Source organism: Mesorhizobium sp. BR1-1-3, assembly GCF_020165455.1.
Classification (GTDB): Bacteria; Pseudomonadota; Alphaproteobacteria; order Rhizobiales; family Rhizobiaceae; genus Mesorhizobium; species Mesorhizobium ciceri.
The window spans coordinates 811,402-828,446 of record NZ_JAIUIC010000001.1; the positions used below are offsets into that span (position 1 = coordinate 811,402).

Sequence of the window (17,045 nt, forward strand, 5' to 3'; positions counted from 1 at the left end):
CACCTGGAAAGATCAAATTGGGCGGGACCGGGATAGAATTGGGATGCCAACGATGAGGAAATACCTCTTTTCAGCAGGTTTCGCGTTGCTCGTGGCGGCGACGTCCGTGTCGATCACCGTAATGGCGCCGCCGGCTTTCGCCAGCGAGATCAAATACGTCGTCAACGACATTCCTGTCACCACCGGCGACATCGCCCATCGCGCCGCTTTCCTGAAGCTGCAGCGCAAGAAGGGCGATGCCGGCCAGGAAATGATCGACCAGACGCTGCGTATGGCCGAGGCCAAGCGGCTTGGTATCCGCATCAGCGACGCCCAGGTCGATGCCGCGTACCAGCGCTTTGCCTCGAGCAACAAGATGCAGCTCAGCCAGCTCGACGGCGTCATGGAGAAGTCGGGCGTCACCAAGAGCCACTTCAAGGAATTCATCCGCGCCCAGATGGCCTGGAACCAGGCCTTGAGCGCGCGCTACCGTTCCGGCGACGGCACCGGCGCCGTCAGCGAACAGGATCTCGTCAGGAAGATGCTCGAAAAAGGCGGCGCCAAACCGAGCGCCACCGAATACATGCTGCAGCAGGTCATCTTCGTGGTGCCGGCGGCTGAACGCAGCGCGACGCTGGGCAAACGCAAGCGAGAGGCCGACGCCATGCGCGCCCGCTTCAATGGCTGCAACACGACGCGCGAATTCGCCAAGGGCCTGATCGACGTCACCGTTCGCGATCTGGGCCGGGTGCTGGCGCCGCAACTGCCGCCGGACTGGGCCGAGCAGATCAAAGCTACCAAAGTCGGCGGTGCCACCGTCACGCGCGAAACCGAACGCGGCGTCGAATTCATCGGCATCTGCTCGTCGCGCGAAGTGTCCGACGACAAGGTTGCCCAGATGGCGTTCCAGGCCGAAGGCTCCGGCGGCGACAAGGATGCCGACGCGCTTAGCAAGAAATATGTCGACGAGCTGAAGGCAAAAGCCCGCATCGTCAAGCGCTGACGTGGGCAACGCAGTGACTGCGCTCGCGTTGAGCGCCGGCGATCCGTCCGGCATTGGGCCGGAGATCGCCATCGCCGCCTTCATGGCGCGTGAAGCTGCCGCCCTGCCCCCCTTCTACCTGCTCGCCGATCCGGCGCTGATCGCCTCCCGGGCGCGCCTGCTCGGCCTCTCGCTGCCGATCGCCGAAGCCACCCCGGCACAAGCGGCGCAGGTCTTTGCCCGCGCCTTGCCGATCGTTCCGCTGGCTGCAGGCTGCATCGACAGCCCCGGCCAGCCGGATCCGGCCAATGCGGCCGCCACGATCGAGGCCATCGACCGCGCCGTCGCCGATTGCCTTGCCGGCGAAGCCTCGGCCGTGGTCACCTGCCCCATCGCCAAGAAGCCGCTCTACGATGCCGGCTTTCGCTTTCCCGGCCACACCGAATATCTGGCGCATCTGGCGGCTCGGCACAGCGGCGTCGAGGCGATGCCGGTGATGATGCTGGCAGGACCCGACCTGCGCACCGTTCCCGTCACCATCCACATCGCGCTGGCCGAGGTGCCGAAGGCACTGACCACCGAACTGATCGTCGCCACCGCGCGCATCACCGCTGCCGACCTTGCCGGCCGCTTCGGCATCGCCAGGCCACGGCTGGCGATTGCCGGGCTCAATCCACATGCCGGCGAAGGCGGCGCCATGGGCCTCGAGGACGAGCGGGTCGTGCGCCCGGCGGTCGACATCCTGCGCGCCGAAGGCATCGACGCTTTCGGCCCTTTGCCGGCCGACACGTTGTTCCATGTCCGGGCGCGGGCTGGTTACGACGCGGCCCTTTGCATGTATCACGACCAGGCGCTTATCCCGGCCAAGGCGCTGGCTTTCGACGAGGCGGTCAATGTCACGCTCGGCCTGCCCTTCATCCGCACCTCGCCCGACCACGGCACGGCCTTCGACATCGCCGGTAAGGGTGTGGCGCGGCCCGACAGCCTGATAGCGGCGCTGAAGCTTGCCCGGCGGCTGGCCGACACGAACACCAAGGCGGTTGCCGCATGAGATCTCGGACATGAGCATCGACGGGCTGCCGCCGTTGCGCGAGGTGATCGAGCGTCATGGGCTGCAGGCGAAGAAGGCGCTCGGCCAGAATTTCCTGCTCGACCTCAACCTCACCGGCAAGATCGCCCGCACCGCCGGCGACTTGTCCGATGCAACCGTCATCGAGGTCGGCCCCGGTCCCGGCGGGCTGACCCGCGCCTTGCTTGCCAACGGAGCGCGCCAGGTGATCGCCATAGAGCGCGACGAACGTTGCCTGGCTGCTCTTGCCGAAGTGTCCGACCACTATCCCGGCCGGCTGGAGGTTGTTTCGGGCGATGCGCTGAAGACGGATTTCACGGGCCTTGCCGGTCGAGCGACCGGCAATGGCGGCCCGGTCAAGATCGTGGCCAACCTGCCCTACAACATCGGCACGGAGCTGCTGGTGCGCTGGTTGACCGTCAGCGACTGGCCGCCTTTCTACACCTCGATGACTTTGATGTTCCAGCGCGAGGTGGCCGAGCGCATCGTCGCTCCCGCCGGCAGCGACAGCTATGGCCGGCTGGGGGTCCTTGCCGGCTGGCGGACGGAGGCGAGGATCGCCTTCGACGTACCGCCACAGGCATTCACGCCGCCGCCAAAGGTCACCTCCTCGGTGGTGCATCTGGTGCCGCGCCTGACGCCCCTGCCCACCGAGGTGAAGAAACTCGGCCGCGTCACAGAAGCCGCCTTCGGCCAACGTCGCAAGATGCTGCGGCAGAGCGTGAAGAGCCTCGGCGGCGAGGCCCTGCTCGACCGCGCCGGCATCGATCCGACACGCCGCGCCGAGACGCTCAGCGTCGAGGAGTTTGTAAGGTTGACAAACGCGGTGTAAGAAGCTGCCGGTCTGCCCCCTCGTGGGGGAGATTGGCGCTTCACCGCCTCAACCCGTCTTCTCGTCCAACAGTCCCGAGACGAAATCGAACAGGCCTGGCCGGCGGTCGCGTCTCAGCCGCTCGGCGACGACGATGCCGCGCACTTCGGCGAAGGCGCGGTCGAGGTCGTCATTGACGATGACGAAATCATATTCCTTCCAGTGCTCGATCTCGTTGCGGGCGTTTTTCAACCGCGTTTCGATCACCGCTTCCTGGTCTTCGGCGCGGCGCTTCAGCCGTGCCTTCAACTCCTTCATCGACGGCGGCAGGATGAAGATCGAGACGATGTCGGCGCGCATCTTCTCCTTGAGCTGCTGGGCGCCCTGCCAGTCGATGTCGAACAGCATGTCGCGCCCTTCAGACAGCGCCAGTTCGGCAGGCTCGCGCGGTGTCGCATAGCAATTGCCATGCACCTCGGCCCACTCCAGCAGCGCGTCTGAATCACGAAGCCGCTCGAATTCGCGCATCGTCCGGAAATGATAGTGGACGCCTTCGATCTCGCTGCCGCGGCGCGGCCTGGTGGTGACCGAGACCGACAGTTCGAGGCTGGAATCGCTTTCCAGAAGATTGCGCGCGATCGTCGACTTGCCGGCGCCGGACGGCGACGACAGGACGAGCATCAGGCCCCGGCGGCGAATGCGGGACCCCAAATCCTTGGCAACCATCGGCTACTCCAGATTCTGGATCTGTTCACGAAACTGGTCGACCACCGCCTTCAGGTCCAGCCCGATCGCGGTGATGGCGGCGGCATTCGACTTGGAACACAGCGTATTCGATTCGCGGTTAAATTCCTGTGCCAGAAAATCGAGCTTGCGACCGACCGCGCCGCCGCCCACCAGCAGTGCCCGACCGGATGCGACATGCGTTTTCAGCCGGTCGATCTCTTCGCGAATATCGGCCTTGGTGGCCAGGAACGCGGCCTCCATGTGCAGTCGGGTGGCATCCAAATTGGCGGAAGCGTCCATCAGCAGCCTGACCTGCTCGGCGATGCGTTCCCGGATCACCGCGGTCTCGCGGGATGGATCCACTTCTGCCCGCAGCGTCAGCGCCTCGATTGTGTCGATATGACCCGACAGCAGCAAAGCCAGCGCGGCCCCTTCGCCCTGCCGTGCCTGTTCAAGCCCGTTCAAGGCCACTTCGAGCGCGGCCATGATCGCGGCATCGAGCGCGGCCCTCGCCTCCTCGGTTTCGACAGTTTCGGGAATGTCGAGCACGCCGCGCAGCGACAGCAGTCCATCCGAGGTCGCCGCAGCAACGCCGAACTGCTCCTGCAGCCGCTTGGCGAGCCCGGCCAGGTCCTTCAGGAAGGCTTCGTTGACGACCGGCTGCGCCTGCGCGCCGACGGCACGGCCGATGGTCAGCGTCGCCTGAAAATTGCCGCGTGCGAAACGTTTCTGAAGTATCTGCCGGACAGCCGGTTCCAACCGCTCGAAGCCTTGCGGCAGCCGCAGCCGTACTTCGACGCTCTTGCCGTTGACGGACTTGACCTCCCAGGCGATCGAAGTGCCTTCGTGCTCGGCGACGGCGCGTGCAAAACCGGTCATGCTCTGCAAATTCATATCGCCCACACGTCCCTGGCACATTGCCCCGAACCGGCTTTCCGGACAGAGCAAGTGCTGCTTGAAAATGACTGCGCCGCAGGCGCGTCGAAATCGGACGCGCGGCGCTCTTGCAAATGTCAGGGCGTCGCCTGTCGGGCAACGCCTTTCTTCATTCTACTGGGCAGCGCCCGCGTCACCGCCGCTGTCGTCGGCACCGTCAGCCGGCGCACTGTCGGCCGGCCCACCGTCCGCCGGCTTGACGGCATCGCTGTCGCCGCCGCCGGTCGTCTTGGCGGCTTTGGCGACGTCATCCGCCTGCTTCTTCTGCAGAGCGCGATAGCGGGCGACATTCTCGTTGTGCTCGTCCAGCGTCGCGGCAAAGACGTGCCCACCGGTGCCGTCGGCGACGAAATAGAGGTCGTCGGTCTTCGATGGGTTGGCCACCGCCTCCAGCGCTGCACGACCCGGATTGGCGATCGGCGTCGGCGGCAAGCCGTTGATCACATAGGTGTTGTAGGGGGTCTGTTTCTGGATATCCGACTGGTAGATCGGCCGGTCCGCCGGCTTTCCCTTGCCGCCGAACAACCCGTAGATGATGGTCGGATCGGATTGCAGGCGCATGCCCTTGGCAAGCCGGTTCAGGAAGACGGCGGCAACCCGTGAACGCTCGTCACCCTTGCCCGTTTCCTTTTCGACAATCGAGGCCAGCGTGACGAACTCCTCGACGTTGGCCAGCGGCAGGTCCGGCGCGCGCCGCTGCCAGACATCGTCAACCAGCTTCTTCTGATCCGCAAGCAGCTTGTCGACCATCTGCTGGCGTGTCGCGCCACGCGTGAAGCGCAGCGTGTCGGTGGCGAGGCTGCCCTCCGGCGGCGTGGTTGCCGGCATGTCGCCGCTCAAGGCAGTCTCCTCGGCGATGCGCTGCAATGCCTGGTCGACAGTCAGTCCTTCAGGGATGGTCAGCGAATACATCACCGACTTGCCGCTCTTCAGAAGCTCCATGATATCGCGCATGGAAGCCCTGGGCTTGATCTCGTACTCGCCGGCTTTCAGCGCCGAATCATTGCCGAAGGCCCGCACGCCAAGGCGGAATACCCGGGCATCGCTGATCAGTCCGCGGCGTTCGAGCTGGTCGGCGATATCCTGGACGCCGGTGTTCGGCTTGACCAGGAAGGTGTCGCCATTAGCCGAGGGTCCGGGCTCGGTGAATTCCTGCTTGCCGAAATAGACCGCGACGCCGGCCGCCAGAACCACCAGCATCACCGAGGAGATGACGAAGTTCATGAACACGACGACCTGGCTGCGTGACGCACGCGAGCGCTTCGGCGGCGGCGTGCCGGCCTCTGGCCGCAACGCCTCGCTGGCCGTTTTCGGCACGATCGGTCCGGATGTTGCCGACCGTTGCCCGAATTCTCCGTTGCCTGCCGGATTTGTGTTCATTTCGCCCTACCGTTTGATCGCCCAACGAATCCCCAGCGGCAGAGTAGAGGCGAATATGGCAAAATTGACGGCACGCCAAAGCGTCGCCCGGCAGCCGGACGATCAGCCATTGTAGCGCTGGAAGACCAGCGACGCATTGGTCCCGCCAAAGCCGAACGAATTGGACAGCGCCACGTCGATCTGGCGGGCACGCGGCTTGTTCGGCACCAGGTCGATCGCGGTTTCGCGTTCGGGGTTGTCGAGGTTGATGGTCGGCGGCGCGACATTGTCCCTGATGGCAAGGATCGAGAAGATCGCTTCGGCGGCACCGGCCGCCCCAAGCAGATGGCCGATCGACGACTTGGTGGACGACATCGAGATCTTCGATGCGGCATTGCCGACAAGCCGCTCGACAGCGCCGAGCTCGATCGTGTCGGCCATGGTCGAGGTGCCGTGCGCGTTGATGTAGTCGACGTCGGCAGGCGTAAGCTTGGCCCGGTTGAGTGCCGCCGTCATGCAACGGAAGGCACCATCGCCATCCTCGGCGGGCGCCGTGATGTGATGCGCGTCGCCGGTGAGACCATAACCCGTCACCTCGGCATAGATCTTGGCGCCGCGTGCTTTGGCATGTTCGAGCTCCTCGAGCACGACAACGCCGGCGCCCTCGCCCATGACGAAGCCGTCGCGGTCGCGATCATAGGGGCGCGACGCCGTTTGCGGCGAATCATTGCGTTCCGTCGACAGTGCCCGGCATGCGGCGAACCCGGCGATCGACAGCCGCGTCACCGGCGCTTCGGCGCCACCGGCGACCATCACGTCGGCATCGCCCCACATGATCAGCCGGGCAGCATCGCCAATGGCGTGCGCGCCGGTCGAACAGGCCGTGACGACGGCATGGTTCGGGCCTTTCAGCCCGTGCCGGATCGAAACCTGCCCGGAGACGAGATTGATGATCTGGCCCGGGATGAAGAAGGGGCTGATGCGGCGCGGGCCGCGTTCCTTGAGGATCATCGCGTTCTCGGCGATGCCCTCGATGCCGCCGATGCCGGAGCCGATCAGGACGCCGGTGGCGCATTGCTCTTGATGCGTCTTGGGTTCCCAGCCGGAATCCTTCAGCGCCTCGTCGGCGGCGGCAATCCCGTACAGGATGAAGTCGCCGATCTTGCGCAATTCCTTCGGCTCAAGCACGGCCTCGGGATTGAAGGTGGCATTGCTGCCGTCACCACGCGGAATGACGTGGGCGATCTTGCAAGCAAGGTCCTCCACCTCGAACTCGGTGATGCGCTTGGCAGCGCTGCGGCCGGTCAGAAGCTCCTTCCAGCTGTGCTCGAAGCCCATGCCGAACGGCGACAGCAAGCCAAGGCCCGTGACGACGACACGCCTCATCGCAGGTCCTCCCCGGTGATGACTGCAGAAAGCGTCAGGCCGAAGCCTTGTCGATGTACTTCACGGCATCGCCGACGGTCAGGATGGTCTCGGCCGCGTCGTCGGGGATCTCGACGCCGAATTCTTCTTCGAACGCCATGACGAGTTCGACCGTGTCGAGGCTGTCGGCGCCCAGATCATCGATGAAGCTCGCCTGCTCCGTCACTTTGTCGGCATCGACGCCAAGGTGCTCGATGACGATCTTCTTGACGCGCTCTGCGGTGTCACTCATTTGGGCATCCTCGTCTTTTGTTTGTCTGTCTTCGTTAGCGGGCAGAATGCCGCTAATCAAGCTGAAAGATGGTCCTGCCGGAAACGCAACGACTACGGACCGATTTTTGCCCGAACCGCCGGGTTGCGGGCCGCATTACACGAAAAATAGCTGAGGTCCAAGCCGAAATGGTCTCTTTACACAACCCGCCGGCGTTGCTGCAGAACCTCGTTCAAATCATAGCCATGCCGCCATTTACGTGGATGGTCTGGCCGGTGACGTAGGCGGCTTCGTTGGAGGCGAGATAAGCGACGGCGGACGCGACTTCGACGCTGGTGCCCATGCGCCGCGTCGGGATCGCCGCCATGATCGCCTCTTTCTGCTTGTCGTTGAGCTTGTCGGTCATTGCCGATTCGATGAAGCCTGGTGCAACGCAGTTAACGGTGATGTTGCGGGTGGCGATCTCCTGCGCCAGCGACTTGGAGAAGCCGATCATGCCGGCCTTGGAGGCGCAGTAATTGGTCTGGCCGGGGTTGCCGGTCACGCCGACCACCGAGGTGATGTTGATGATGCGGCCATGGCGGCGGCGCATCATCGGATGGGTGAGTTCGCGGGTGAGCCGGAAAACGGCGGTCAGATTGACCTCGATCACGCTGTCCCAATCGGCATCCGACATGCGCACGAACAGCCCGTCCTTAGTGATGCCGGCGTTGTTGACCAGGATGTCGACGCCTTCGAGATCGGCCTCGGCTTTCTGGCCGAGCGCCTTGACCTCGTCACGGTTGGACAAATTGGCCGGGAACAGCTTGACCCGGTCGCCAAGCTCGCTAGCCAGCGCGTCCAATTTCTCGATGCGGGTGCCATGCAGGCCGACGATCGCGCCTTGCGCATGCAGCATCCGGGCGATCGCCTCGCCGATGCCTCCCGATGCGCCGGTGACGAGCGCCTTGCGGCCAGTCAATTCGAACATTTTTGTCTCCTGATTGAGAAGAGAACACCCCTTTGCAGGGAATGGGATCAAATGGGGCTTTATGCAAGCGCTGCTAGCGTCGCCTCGACCTCAGCCGCTGAGCCGACCGACGCAGTGGCGATGTCGCGGTTGATGCGCCGCGCCAATCCCGAAAGCACCTTGCCGGCGCCAATCTCATAAAGCGTGGTGACGCCATTTGCGCCGAACCACTCCACGGTCTCGCGCCAACGTACGCGGCCGGTTATCTGCTCGACCAGGCGGCGGGCGATCTCGTCCGGATCGCTGGTCGGGCTGACCGTGACATTGGAGAGGACGGGAACGACCGGCGCATTCTTTGTCACACCGGCGAGTGCGTCGCGCATGACGTTCGCGGCCGGCGCCATCAGCGCCGAATGGAAGGGCGCGGACACCTGCAGCATCAGTGCGCGCTTGGCGCCTTTCTCAGTGCACAGTTTCGCCGCCAGTTCGACCGCGGCCCTGGCGCCGGAAATGACCAGTTGGCCGCCGCCATTGTCGTTGGCGATCTGGCAGACGGAGCCTTTGGCGGCTTCCGCGCAAGCGGCTTCGACATCGGCCTGTTCCAATCCGATGATCGCCGCCATGGCGCCCTCGCCGGCCGGCACCGCCGCCTGCATGGCATTGCCGCGGATGCGCAGCAGCCTGGCGGCATCGGCAACCGAAACGAAGCCAGCGGCCGCGAGCGCCGAATATTCGCCCAGCGAATGACCGGCGACATAGGCGACCTTGCCTTTCAGCGAGAAGCCGCGCGATTCCAGCGCCCGGATCGCGGCCAGCGACACCGCCATCAGCGCCGGCTGCGCGTTGGCGGTCAGCATCAACGTCTCTTCCGGCCCTTCCCAGATCAGCTTCGACAGGTTTTCGCCGAGCGCGTCGTCGACTTCCTGGAAAATTCTGCGCGCCTCGGGAAAGGCCTCGGCGAGATCCTTGCCCATGCCGACTGCCTGGCTGCCTTGTCCAGGAAAGGTGAATGCAACGGCCATGCGCGGGCTCCCAAGGGCTGGTTTTGCTTGCCTGATAGACGAGTTTTTCTTGCCTGTGACGCAAGGCAGGCCGCCAAGTCAAGCCCGGTTCGACCCTGCTCGACGGCAGCTTCATCCGCCGAGTGCCTGTTCCGAAAGGCTTTTTGGCGATCACTCCTGATGAAAACCGCTCACGATTCGTTTGCTGGCTCTTCTTATTTTGGCCACAGGCGCTAGCTTTGCGTGACAATTCCATGACAATCGAGTGACGTGCTTGTCGCTGGGTGGGGAAGTTAAAGTGGCAAAGAGTTACAAACGCGCCGGCAAGGCCGCGCCACAGTTCCTGGAAGACGACCCCTCCACCGGCTATCTGCCGGGCAGGAGATGGCCGGTCGTGCGCTATGGGCTGATCAGCCTGGCGATCGCCGCCGTCCTGGTGTTTGCCATCGAACTGATCGTGCGCGGCGACTTTGCCGGCACGGTCTCCTTCTTCCTGCAGCCGCTCAAGCCGGGCTGGACCACCATCGTCGTGTTTGCGCTGATCCTGATCGGCCTCGATGCGGTGCTGGGCCGCAGCCATCAGAGCCTGATGATCGTCGCGCCGCTGACGCTATCGCTTGCCTTCGTCGGCCACCAGAAGTCGCATTATCTCGGCGATCCGCTCTATCCGACCGATTTCCTCTATGCCCGCCAGATCTTTGCGCTGTTGCCGCTTTTGGTGCGCGACCGGCCGATGACCGCGCTCGCCATGGTCGTCGGCATCGTCGCCGGCCTGTCGCTGCTCGTCTATGGCTGGCGGATGTGGCGCCGCAAGGTTCCCGCACTCAGCCGCAAGGGACGCCTTGCGCGGCTGACGCTGGCAGTGCCGCTGCTCGCCTTCTTCGTTTCGATCATGGACTATGCCACGTTCTCCTGGACCAGGGACCGGTTGCAGATCATCCCGATCATGTGGGACCAGAAGGAAAACTATGCCTCCAACGGTTTTGCGCTGGCCTTTGCGCTCAATGTGCCGATGGCGCATGTCTCTGCGCCGCCGGGCTATTCCGACAAGGCGATCGCGGCGATCGCCAGGCCCGATGTGACCGCCTCGGTGCCGGCCGAGAAGCCTGACATCATCATCGTCATGAGCGAGTCCTTCTGGGACCCGACCAAGCTGCCCGGCGTCACCATCACACCCGATCCGATCCCCAATGTGCGGGCGCTGCGCTCCGGCTCGATGTTCTCGCCGGAGTTCGGCGGCATGACCGCCAATATCGAGTTCGAGGCGCTGACCGGCTTCTCCAACGCGTTCCTGCCGGCCGGCAGCATCCCCTACCAGCAATATGTGCGCACGCCGACGCCGTCGCTGGCAACCTTCCTCAAGAGCCAGGGTTATCGGGCGCGCGCCATCCATCCGGGCACCAACTGGTTCTGGAACCGTGGCGCGGTCTACGCCGATTTCGGCTTCAACGATTTCAAGTCGGAAGAGACGCTGCCGCCAATGCAAAAGCGCGGGCCACTGGCATCGGATGCCGCGATGACCGACGAGATCATCAGCGAGGCCGACGCCAGCGAAGAGCCGGTGTTCTTCTTTGCGGTCAGCCTGCAAAACCACGGTCCCTACGAACCGAACCGCTATTACAGTCCCACGCACAGGGTGCAGGCGCCGATCAGTCAGTGGGCGCGCGAATCGCTGCTCAGCTACGCCGAAGGCTCAGCCGATGCCGATCGCGGTCTCGAACGCCTCGTCGAATGGGCAAAGACACGCTCCCGCCCAACCGTGATCGCCTTCTTCGGCGACCATCTGCCGCCGCTCGGGCCGGTTTATGTCGAAACCGGCTTCCTGAAGGACAATGTCGCGCCGCGCAAGGAAGCGTCGCCCGAGGCTGCCCTCGAGCATCATGAGACGCCGCTGGTCATCTGGTCGAACCGCACCGGGCCGGCTGAGCACATGGGCGCCGTCAGCCCGGCCTTCCTGCCCTATCATATCCTGAAGACGGCCGGCATCAGCCATCCCTACTACACCGGCTTCCTGGGCGAGATGAGCGAACACTACCGTGTCGTCGACCGCAATTTGCTGCTGACGCCGGCTGGCGAGGCCACGCCCGATTGGGCGCGGCAGAAGGAGATCGATCCGGCGATCCGCGATTTCCGCCTGCTGCAGTACGATATGATGTTCGGCAAACGCCACGCGGCGCCCGACTTCTTCCCCGAAACGGTCGACAAGATTGTCGCCGCGCATACGAGTTGAGGCCAGCGATTCCCGCGGAGCCTGCTGGTCCGTCTCGGGTCGCGTGTTCAGTTCGTCAATTGCAGCTTCGTGAAGTTGTTGGCGATCTGAAGGAACACGTTCGGCAGTTTGGTCGGATCGTTGACGGCATAATAGTTGCTCGGATCCGAGGCGCAGGCGCTGTAAAGCGCACGGTTGGCTGCGGTGTCGGATTGCAGCACCATGGTGTAGATCTGCACGCCCTCGTTCTTCAATTGCGTGCAAACGTTTTTGGTCCAGCCGTCGACATTGCGCGCAGCGGTCGTCTGGTTGTCCGATCCGAAGCGGCCGCCAGCCAGATAGCCATAGGATGTGTAATCCGACTTTGTCGATTCTTGTTCGCTGGCGCCATAGACGACGTTCTCGCCGTCGGTGAGCAACAGCACGATCTTGCTGATGCCAGGCGTCTTCCACGGCGCTCCGTCGGTGTAGGGCGCGGCGGGCGACAGCACACGCATACCCCATGACAGGCCCTCGGAGACATTGGTACCCGAGCCATTCCACTCGGTCATCTGACTGGCCGCCTTGCGCAGCTTGTCGAAGTCGTCGGTCAGGGGGACCACCGGGGTCGGACACGCACGGTTCGGGCCGACAGTGATGGGAGAGCCGATCTCGGTGATGAGTTCCTTGGCGGGCGCAACATATTTGGCGATCTTTTCCCTGGCATCCCTGTCATCGGGCGACAGAAGTTCGATGAGATTGCCGAGCAGGTTGCTGAGATCGATGCCCAGAATGTTGATGCCCGACTGGGCAAGCCTGGTTTTGTCGCTGACATCGTTGAGATAGGAGTTGTTGTAGTATTTATCCGAATTGCCATAGGAGCCAGACGGCTTCTGGGCGTCTTCGGGATCATCCGGCGCAAAGTAGGGCACGAACAGCGTGTCGGGCTTGGCCGGGTCGGGTGGCGTGTCGGAGATATTGTAAGCGCCTGGCCGCGCCTCGACGCAACCTTTCCATCCGGTGCCATTCCATCCGGCATCGGCCCATCCGGTCTTCTTGAGCTGTTTGAAAAGCGCCATGTGGTTCGGCCGCTTGCCGTCGATGACGGGAAAATTGACGCCGTTGGTTGAGGACTTGCCGTCCATGTCGATCCAGGACGGGTCGAAGCCGTCGCCATTGACGTTGACGGCCGTCACGAAAGGAACCAGCGAGGCGCGGATCTTGCGCGTTGGCGATTTCGCCGCTTCGAGCGTGTCGAGCAACGATTTTGTCGCCGTCCTCAGCGCCGTCATCCGCGCGCCGGCCATCGAGCCGGTGTTGTCCAGCACCAGCACGACTTCGAGCTGGTTGTTCGATTCGACCGCCGAGGCATCGACCACGATGTGCTTGCTGTCGCCGAACAGGAAGGCGAAGTTGAGATGGACGTCCGCCGAGGCAACCGCCTTGGTCTTGACGAAGTTGACGCCCTTGTCGACAGTCAACGTCGCCTGCGCATTGTCGAGCTCGCCATGACCGACGATGTTGGCCTGGAAATAGCGGTTGAAAGCGTCATTGCGGGTGATGTCGAGATCGCCAAGGTGCGAAGAAGCAAGGTTTGCCGAATCGAGAGCGTTCTGCAAATTGCTCTTGGCCCGCATAAGGGTCGAGACATCGGTTGCGAAAGCGACTGCCGTCAGGATGACCGGCAAACCCAGTCCCAGCACAAGCGTGAAATTGCCGCTCTTCGAGCGCCAGAATTTGTTGAGAAGCATCCTTACCCCCGGAAATGCTTGCCGCTTTTGCGCGGTTGTCCGGGCTTTTGCGCCTTCCATGATGAATCGACCGTTGACGGCCAGGCTTCAACTCCACACAACCTGCTGGTGTGGTTAAGACGTGGTTGCCGGAAACCACGACTCCGGCCGTTGCTGCTCCCGATCGTCGCCTGCGACACACGGGAATGCCGCTTGCCCTTGCTTTGCGGCCGGATTGCTGTATAGACGCCCGCAATCTGCCGGTCCTTGCTGGGGGCTGAACGGAGGGCCGGAGGTTTTTCAGAACCTTCGTGTGAAGCCGGAAGTGCTTCCGCCTCCCGTGTCTCCGCTCTCGACCGTCTCGTCATGCTCCTTTCTTCCCCCTGCCCCTCGAGGGTTTGCGGGTCAGAGAAGTTGCAGAGGCTTTTGCCGCCGGGAACCGGGAGAGAAACGAAGAAAGGCATAAGACATAATGGCTCTTTACGAACATGTGTTTCTTGCCCGGCAGGACCTCTCGCAGCAGCAGGTCGATGCGCTTGTCGAACAGTACAAGGGTGTCATCTCCGCAAATGGCGGGTCCGTCGGCCGGGTCGAGAACTGGGGACTGAAGTCCCTCACCTACCGGGTCAACAAGAACCGGAAGGCTTACTACACGCTGATGGACCTGAATTGCCCGGCGGCCGCGCTCAACGAGATGGAGCGCCAGATGGGCCTGTCCGAAGACGTGCTGCGTTTCCTGACCATCAAGGTCGAGGCGCATGAGGAAGGCCCGTCGGCCATGATGCAGAAGCGCGAAGAGCGCTCGGAACGCGGCGGCTTCGGCGACCGTGACCGTGGCGATCGTGGTCCGCGTTCGTTCGGCGATCGTGATCGCGGCGACCGTGGCGATCGTCCGCCGCGCTCGTTCGGCGACGCCGGTGCCGATCGTGGTCCGCGCCGTCCGCGCGAAGGCTTTGAAGGGGGTGCAGAATAATGGTCGACATCAATCAGATCCCGACCCGGCGCCCGTTCCATCGCCGCCGCAAGACCTGCCCGTTCTCCGGCGCCAACGCGCCCAAGATCGACTACAAGGACGTGCGTCTGCTGCAGCGCTACATTTCCGAGCGTGGCAAGATCGTGCCGTCGCGCATCACCGCCGTCAGCCAGAAGAAGCAGCGCGAACTCGCCAAGGCGATCAAGCGCGCCCGCTTCCTCGGCCTGCTGCCCTACGTGGTTCGCTAATATCTCAAATGCGGGCGGTTCGCCGCCCGCTCTTCTCCCACGGCGACGGGCGCCGCAGGGTTGAACATCAAATCCCGGGTTGAGGTCAAAACCTCTAACTGCCGCACAGGCAGGACAGCGACACCAGCGCCAAAGGCGCTCAAGCTTCCTGACCTGTTCCCAAGACATTCGGCGCCGATCTCATCGATCGATTGGCGTCCAACCAAAGGAACAAATCCATGGACGTCATTCTTCTCGAACGCGTTTCCCGCCTCGGCCAGATGGGCGATACCGTCAAGGTCAAGGACGGCTTTGCCCGTAACTTCCTGCTGCCGCAGGGCAAGGCGCTGCGCGCCAACGAAGCCAACAAGAAGAAGTTCGAAGGCCAGCGCGCCCAGCTTGAAGCCCGCAACCTCGAGCGCAAGTCGGAAGCGGCCCAGGTCGCTGAAAAGCTCGACGGCAAGAGCTTCATCGCCGTTCGCTCCGCCGGCGAAACCGGTCAGCTTTACGGTTCCGTTTCGACCCGCGACATCGCCGATCTGCTGACGGCGGAAGGTTTTTCGATCAACCGCAACCAGATCCTGCTCAACCAGCCGATCAAGACCATCGGTGTCACCAATGTGGCGATCGCGCTGCATCCGGAAGTCGAGGTCACCGTCACGCTCAACATCGCCCGCACGGCCGACGAAGCCGAGCGCCAGGCCAAGGGCGAGACGCTGACCACCGCCGAAGCCATCTATGGCGACGACATCAACGACAACGCCCGGCCGGAGAACTTCTTCGATCCGAACACCGAGTTCGAGGGCGACGAAGACAACGCCTGATCACACGTCGCAAGCGATCGGAGCCATGGGGCTGATCACGACTTGACGCCAAGCTCCGATCACTTTGCCGTCATCCAGCCATGCTGGACCAATGCCCGGGCCTCGCGCCCGGGCATTTTTGTGCCAAATGGAACTTTTCGAACCCCTATATATTGTTGCAGACTATGGCGTCGCGCGTCCTTTGGCCGCGCAAAGCACGCTGTGCAACTTTGGTTCGGCGCAAGATCTCCGGCGAAATCGATCCCGATTTTCGCGGTCACGCGCCAAGGCAGCCTGTCTGGCCGAGAGGGGACATTTGGTCATGAATATTCTGTTGAAGCGCGTTCTCGACCGCTTGGTGCGCACCGGCAATCTTAGGGTAACCGGCCCCAAGGGCACGGCGGTGGTTTTCGGCGACGGCAGCGGCGAACCGGTGCACATGCACATCAAAACCGCGCATGCCGAGCGCGCCATCACCTTCGATCCGATGCTGGCGGTGCCTGAAGCCTACATGGACGGCGAACTCGACATTCTCGAGGGCGGCGTGCTGGGCGTGATGCGCATCGCCTTCCAGAACATGGGCAGCGGCGGCATCGACGCCACCTGGTCGAAGGCCATCGAAGGCCTGCGCCACGCCTTCCGCCGGCTGCAGCAGATCAACACCGCCTCGCGCTCGCGGCGCAACGTGCAGCGCCACTACGATCTGTCGGGCGATCTCTACCGGCTCTTCCTCGACGAGGACATGCAATATTCCTGCGCCTATTTCGAGCAGCCGGACATGACGCTCGACGAGGCGCAGGCCGCCAAGAAACGCCACATCGCCGCCAAGCTCCGGCTGAAGGCCGGCCAGACGGTGCTCGACATCGGCTCCGGCTGGGGCGGGCTTGGCCTCTATCTCGCCAAGGCGTTCGACGTCGACGTGCAAGGCGTGACGCTGTCGACCGAGCAGCATGGCGTCGCCACCGACCGGGCGCATGCGCAAGGGCTGGAAAGCCGCGTGCATTTCGAGCTGAAGGACTACCGCGAACTCAACGAGCGTTTCGACCGCATCGTCTCGGTCGGCATGTTCGAGCATGTCGGCGTCAACCACTACCGTACGTTCTTCGACAAGAGCGCGACGCTGCTCAAGCCGGATGGCGTCATGCTGTTGCACACGATCGGCCGTTCCGGCGTGCCGTGGGCGACCAGCGCCTTCATCCGCAAATACATCTTCCCGGGCGGCTACATCCCGTCGCTGTCGGAAGTGATGCCTGCGATCGAGAAGTCGGGCCTGGTCGTCACCGACGTCGAGATCCTGCGGCTCCACTATGCCGACACGCTGAAGCACTGGGGCGAGCGCTTCGCCGCCAATCGCGACAAGGCCAAGGCGATCTATGACGAGCGCTTCTGCCGCATGTGGGAATTCTATCTGGCGGCCTCGGAAGCCGCCTTCCGCTGGCAGGATCTGGTGATCTTCCAGATCCAGATCGCCAAGAAGAACGATACGCTGCCGATGACACGCGACTACATGGCCAAATGCGAAAAAGCGCTCGAGATGCGCGATATGGGGCATCGTGAAACGGCTCCCGTCAAAAAGAGCCCGGCCGCCAAGCCGGCTCGCCGCCGCAAGGTTGCCGACCAGGAATAGCATTGCCGCTTGCCATTGCCGGCGCCTGCACTGAAAAAGGTCCCGTGAC

The 17,045-nt window shown here is 63.3% G+C and carries 17 protein-coding genes; 9 read left to right on the forward strand and 8 right to left on the reverse strand.

Annotated features, from left to right (window positions below):
* The first annotated feature begins 43 nt into the window (after window positions 1-43).
* The 3 genes from LB559_RS04105 to rsmA are packed head-to-tail and all read left to right on the forward strand — an operon-like array spanning window position 44 to window position 2,862.
* Window positions 44-982: a SurA N-terminal domain-containing protein gene (locus LB559_RS04105; protein ID WP_024504313.1), complete on the forward strand. Its 939-nt coding sequence runs from the start codon at window positions 44-46 to the stop codon at window positions 980-982.
* Window position 983: 1 nt separating this feature from the next.
* The gene (gene pdxA, locus LB559_RS04110; RefSeq protein WP_064993141.1) at window positions 984-2,012 is read left to right on the forward strand and encodes a 4-hydroxythreonine-4-phosphate dehydrogenase PdxA; all 1,029 of its coding nucleotides are present in this window, start codon (window positions 984-986) and stop codon (window positions 2,010-2,012) included.
* 10 nt (window positions 2,013-2,022) lie between these two features.
* The gene (rsmA, locus tag LB559_RS04115) at window positions 2,023-2,862 is read left to right on the forward strand and encodes a 16S rRNA (adenine(1518)-N(6)/adenine(1519)-N(6))-dimethyltransferase RsmA (RefSeq protein ID WP_024504315.1); all 840 of its coding nucleotides are present in this window, start codon (window positions 2,023-2,025) and stop codon (window positions 2,860-2,862) included.
* Between the two features lie 48 nt (window positions 2,863-2,910).
* On the opposite strand, the gene gmk is transcribed toward rsmA, so the two are convergent.
* The 3 genes from gmk to mltG form a co-directional block, all read right to left on the reverse strand.
* Window positions 2,911-3,567 (reverse strand): guanylate kinase, encoded by a 657-nt coding sequence (gene gmk, locus LB559_RS04120; RefSeq protein WP_013532512.1) that lies wholly within the window; start codon window positions 3,565-3,567, stop codon window positions 2,911-2,913.
* Between the two features lie 3 nt (window positions 3,568-3,570).
* On the reverse strand, window positions 3,571-4,461 hold the full coding sequence (locus LB559_RS04125; protein ID WP_013532513.1) for a YicC/YloC family endoribonuclease: 891 nt from the start codon (window positions 4,459-4,461) through the stop codon (window positions 3,571-3,573).
* 156 nt (window positions 4,462-4,617) lie between these two features.
* Window positions 4,618-5,727, reverse strand: coding sequence for an endolytic transglycosylase MltG (mltG, locus tag LB559_RS04130; RefSeq protein ID WP_224673078.1), 1,110 nt, complete (start codon window positions 5,725-5,727; stop codon window positions 4,618-4,620).
* Here mltG and LB559_RS04135 point away from each other — a divergent pair.
* Window positions 5,726-5,998: a hypothetical protein gene (locus LB559_RS04135; protein ID WP_224673079.1), complete on the forward strand. Its 273-nt coding sequence runs from the start codon at window positions 5,726-5,728 to the stop codon at window positions 5,996-5,998. The two genes, mltG and LB559_RS04135, sit on opposite strands and share 2 nt — an antisense overlap.
* Here the strand turns inward: LB559_RS04135 and fabF are convergent.
* The 4 genes from fabF to fabD form a co-directional block, all read right to left on the reverse strand.
* Window positions 5,986-7,248, reverse strand: a complete 1,263-nt coding sequence (fabF, locus tag LB559_RS04140; RefSeq protein WP_224673080.1) for a beta-ketoacyl-ACP synthase II — start codon at window positions 7,246-7,248, stop codon at window positions 5,986-5,988. The genes LB559_RS04135 and fabF overlap by 13 nt on opposite strands.
* Window positions 7,249-7,282: 34 nt before the next feature.
* Entirely contained in the window at window positions 7,283-7,519 is a 237-nt protein-coding gene (locus tag LB559_RS04145) for an acyl carrier protein (RefSeq protein ID WP_006203723.1), read from the reverse strand.
* Between the two features lie 211 nt (window positions 7,520-7,730).
* On the reverse strand, window positions 7,731-8,468 hold the full coding sequence (fabG, locus tag LB559_RS04150; protein WP_063171792.1) for a 3-oxoacyl-[acyl-carrier-protein] reductase: 738 nt from the start codon (window positions 8,466-8,468) through the stop codon (window positions 7,731-7,733).
* A gap of 59 nt (window positions 8,469-8,527) precedes the next feature.
* Window positions 8,528-9,469 carry an ACP S-malonyltransferase gene (fabD, locus tag LB559_RS04155; protein ID WP_013532517.1) on the reverse strand — a complete coding sequence of 314 codons (942 nt, stop codon included), beginning with the start codon at window positions 9,467-9,469 and terminating at the stop codon, window positions 8,528-8,530.
* Window positions 9,470-9,722: 253 nt separating this feature from the next.
* Here fabD and LB559_RS04160 point away from each other — a divergent pair, with 253 nt between their 5' ends.
* Window positions 9,723-11,678 (forward strand): LTA synthase family protein, encoded by a 1,956-nt coding sequence (locus tag LB559_RS04160; protein ID WP_013532518.1) that lies wholly within the window; start codon window positions 9,723-9,725, stop codon window positions 11,676-11,678.
* 47 nt (window positions 11,679-11,725) lie between these two features.
* Here the strand turns inward: LB559_RS04160 and LB559_RS04165 are convergent, their stop codons facing one another.
* Window positions 11,726-13,387, reverse strand: a complete 1,662-nt coding sequence (locus LB559_RS04165) for a pilus assembly protein (RefSeq protein WP_024504320.1) — start codon at window positions 13,385-13,387, stop codon at window positions 11,726-11,728.
* 451 nt (window positions 13,388-13,838) lie between these two features.
* Here LB559_RS04165 and rpsF point away from each other — a divergent pair, with 451 nt between their 5' ends.
* The 4 genes from rpsF to LB559_RS04185 all read left to right on the forward strand — a co-directional run bounded on the left by rpsF (window position 13,839) and on the right by LB559_RS04185 (window position 16,996).
* The gene (gene rpsF / locus LB559_RS04170; RefSeq protein WP_013532520.1) at window positions 13,839-14,339 is read left to right on the forward strand and encodes a 30S ribosomal protein S6; all 501 of its coding nucleotides are present in this window, start codon (window positions 13,839-13,841) and stop codon (window positions 14,337-14,339) included.
* Window positions 14,339-14,587, forward strand: a complete 249-nt coding sequence (rpsR, locus tag LB559_RS04175; RefSeq protein ID WP_006203718.1) for a 30S ribosomal protein S18 — start codon at window positions 14,339-14,341, stop codon at window positions 14,585-14,587. The genes rpsF and rpsR overlap by 1 nt, the downstream gene beginning before the upstream one ends.
* Before the next feature lie 218 nt (window positions 14,588-14,805).
* Window positions 14,806-15,390, forward strand: a complete 585-nt coding sequence (gene rplI / locus LB559_RS04180; RefSeq protein ID WP_013532521.1) for a 50S ribosomal protein L9 — start codon at window positions 14,806-14,808, stop codon at window positions 15,388-15,390.
* Between the two features lie 301 nt (window positions 15,391-15,691).
* Window positions 15,692-16,996, forward strand: a complete 1,305-nt coding sequence (locus tag LB559_RS04185; RefSeq protein ID WP_024504321.1) for an SAM-dependent methyltransferase — start codon at window positions 15,692-15,694, stop codon at window positions 16,994-16,996.
* Window positions 16,997-17,045 lie beyond the last annotated feature (49 nt).

Excerpts from the sequence above, each read along its gene's own strand:
- LB559_RS04145 (WP_006203723.1), bottom strand. The coding sequence starts at position 7,519 with ATGAGTGACACCGCAGAGCGCGTCAAGAAGATCGTCATCGAGCACCTT.
- LB559_RS04135 (WP_224673079.1), top strand. The coding sequence starts at position 5,726 with ATGAACACGACGACCTGGCTGCGTGACGCACGCGAGCGCTTCGGCGGC.
- LB559_RS04125 (WP_013532513.1), bottom strand. The coding sequence starts at position 4,461 with ATGAATTTGCAGAGCATGACCGGTTTTGCACGCGCCGTCGCCGAGCAC.
- rplI (WP_013532521.1), top strand. The coding sequence starts at position 14,806 with ATGGACGTCATTCTTCTCGAACGCGTTTCCCGCCTCGGCCAGATGGGC.
- mltG (WP_224673078.1), bottom strand. The coding sequence starts at position 5,727 with ATGAACTTCGTCATCTCCTCGGTGATGCTGGTGGTTCTGGCGGCCGGC.
- fabD (WP_013532517.1), bottom strand. The coding sequence starts at position 9,469 with ATGGCCGTTGCATTCACCTTTCCTGGACAAGGCAGCCAGGCAGTCGGC.
- fabF (WP_224673080.1), bottom strand. The coding sequence starts at position 7,248 with ATGAGGCGTGTCGTCGTCACGGGCCTTGGCTTGCTGTCGCCGTTCGGC.
- gmk (WP_013532512.1), bottom strand. The coding sequence starts at position 3,567 with ATGGTTGCCAAGGATTTGGGGTCCCGCATTCGCCGCCGGGGCCTGATG.
- rpsF (WP_013532520.1), top strand. The coding sequence starts at position 13,839 with ATGGCTCTTTACGAACATGTGTTTCTTGCCCGGCAGGACCTCTCGCAG.
- fabG (WP_063171792.1), bottom strand. The coding sequence starts at position 8,468 with ATGTTCGAATTGACTGGCCGCAAGGCGCTCGTCACCGGCGCATCGGGA.
- LB559_RS04185 (WP_024504321.1), top strand. The coding sequence starts at position 15,692 with ATGAATATTCTGTTGAAGCGCGTTCTCGACCGCTTGGTGCGCACCGGC.
- rsmA (WP_024504315.1), top strand. The coding sequence starts at position 2,023 with ATGAGCATCGACGGGCTGCCGCCGTTGCGCGAGGTGATCGAGCGTCAT.
- LB559_RS04105 (WP_024504313.1), top strand. The coding sequence starts at position 44 with ATGCCAACGATGAGGAAATACCTCTTTTCAGCAGGTTTCGCGTTGCTC.
- LB559_RS04165 (WP_024504320.1), bottom strand. The coding sequence starts at position 13,387 with ATGCTTCTCAACAAATTCTGGCGCTCGAAGAGCGGCAATTTCACGCTT.
- rpsR (WP_006203718.1), top strand. The coding sequence starts at position 14,339 with ATGGTCGACATCAATCAGATCCCGACCCGGCGCCCGTTCCATCGCCGC.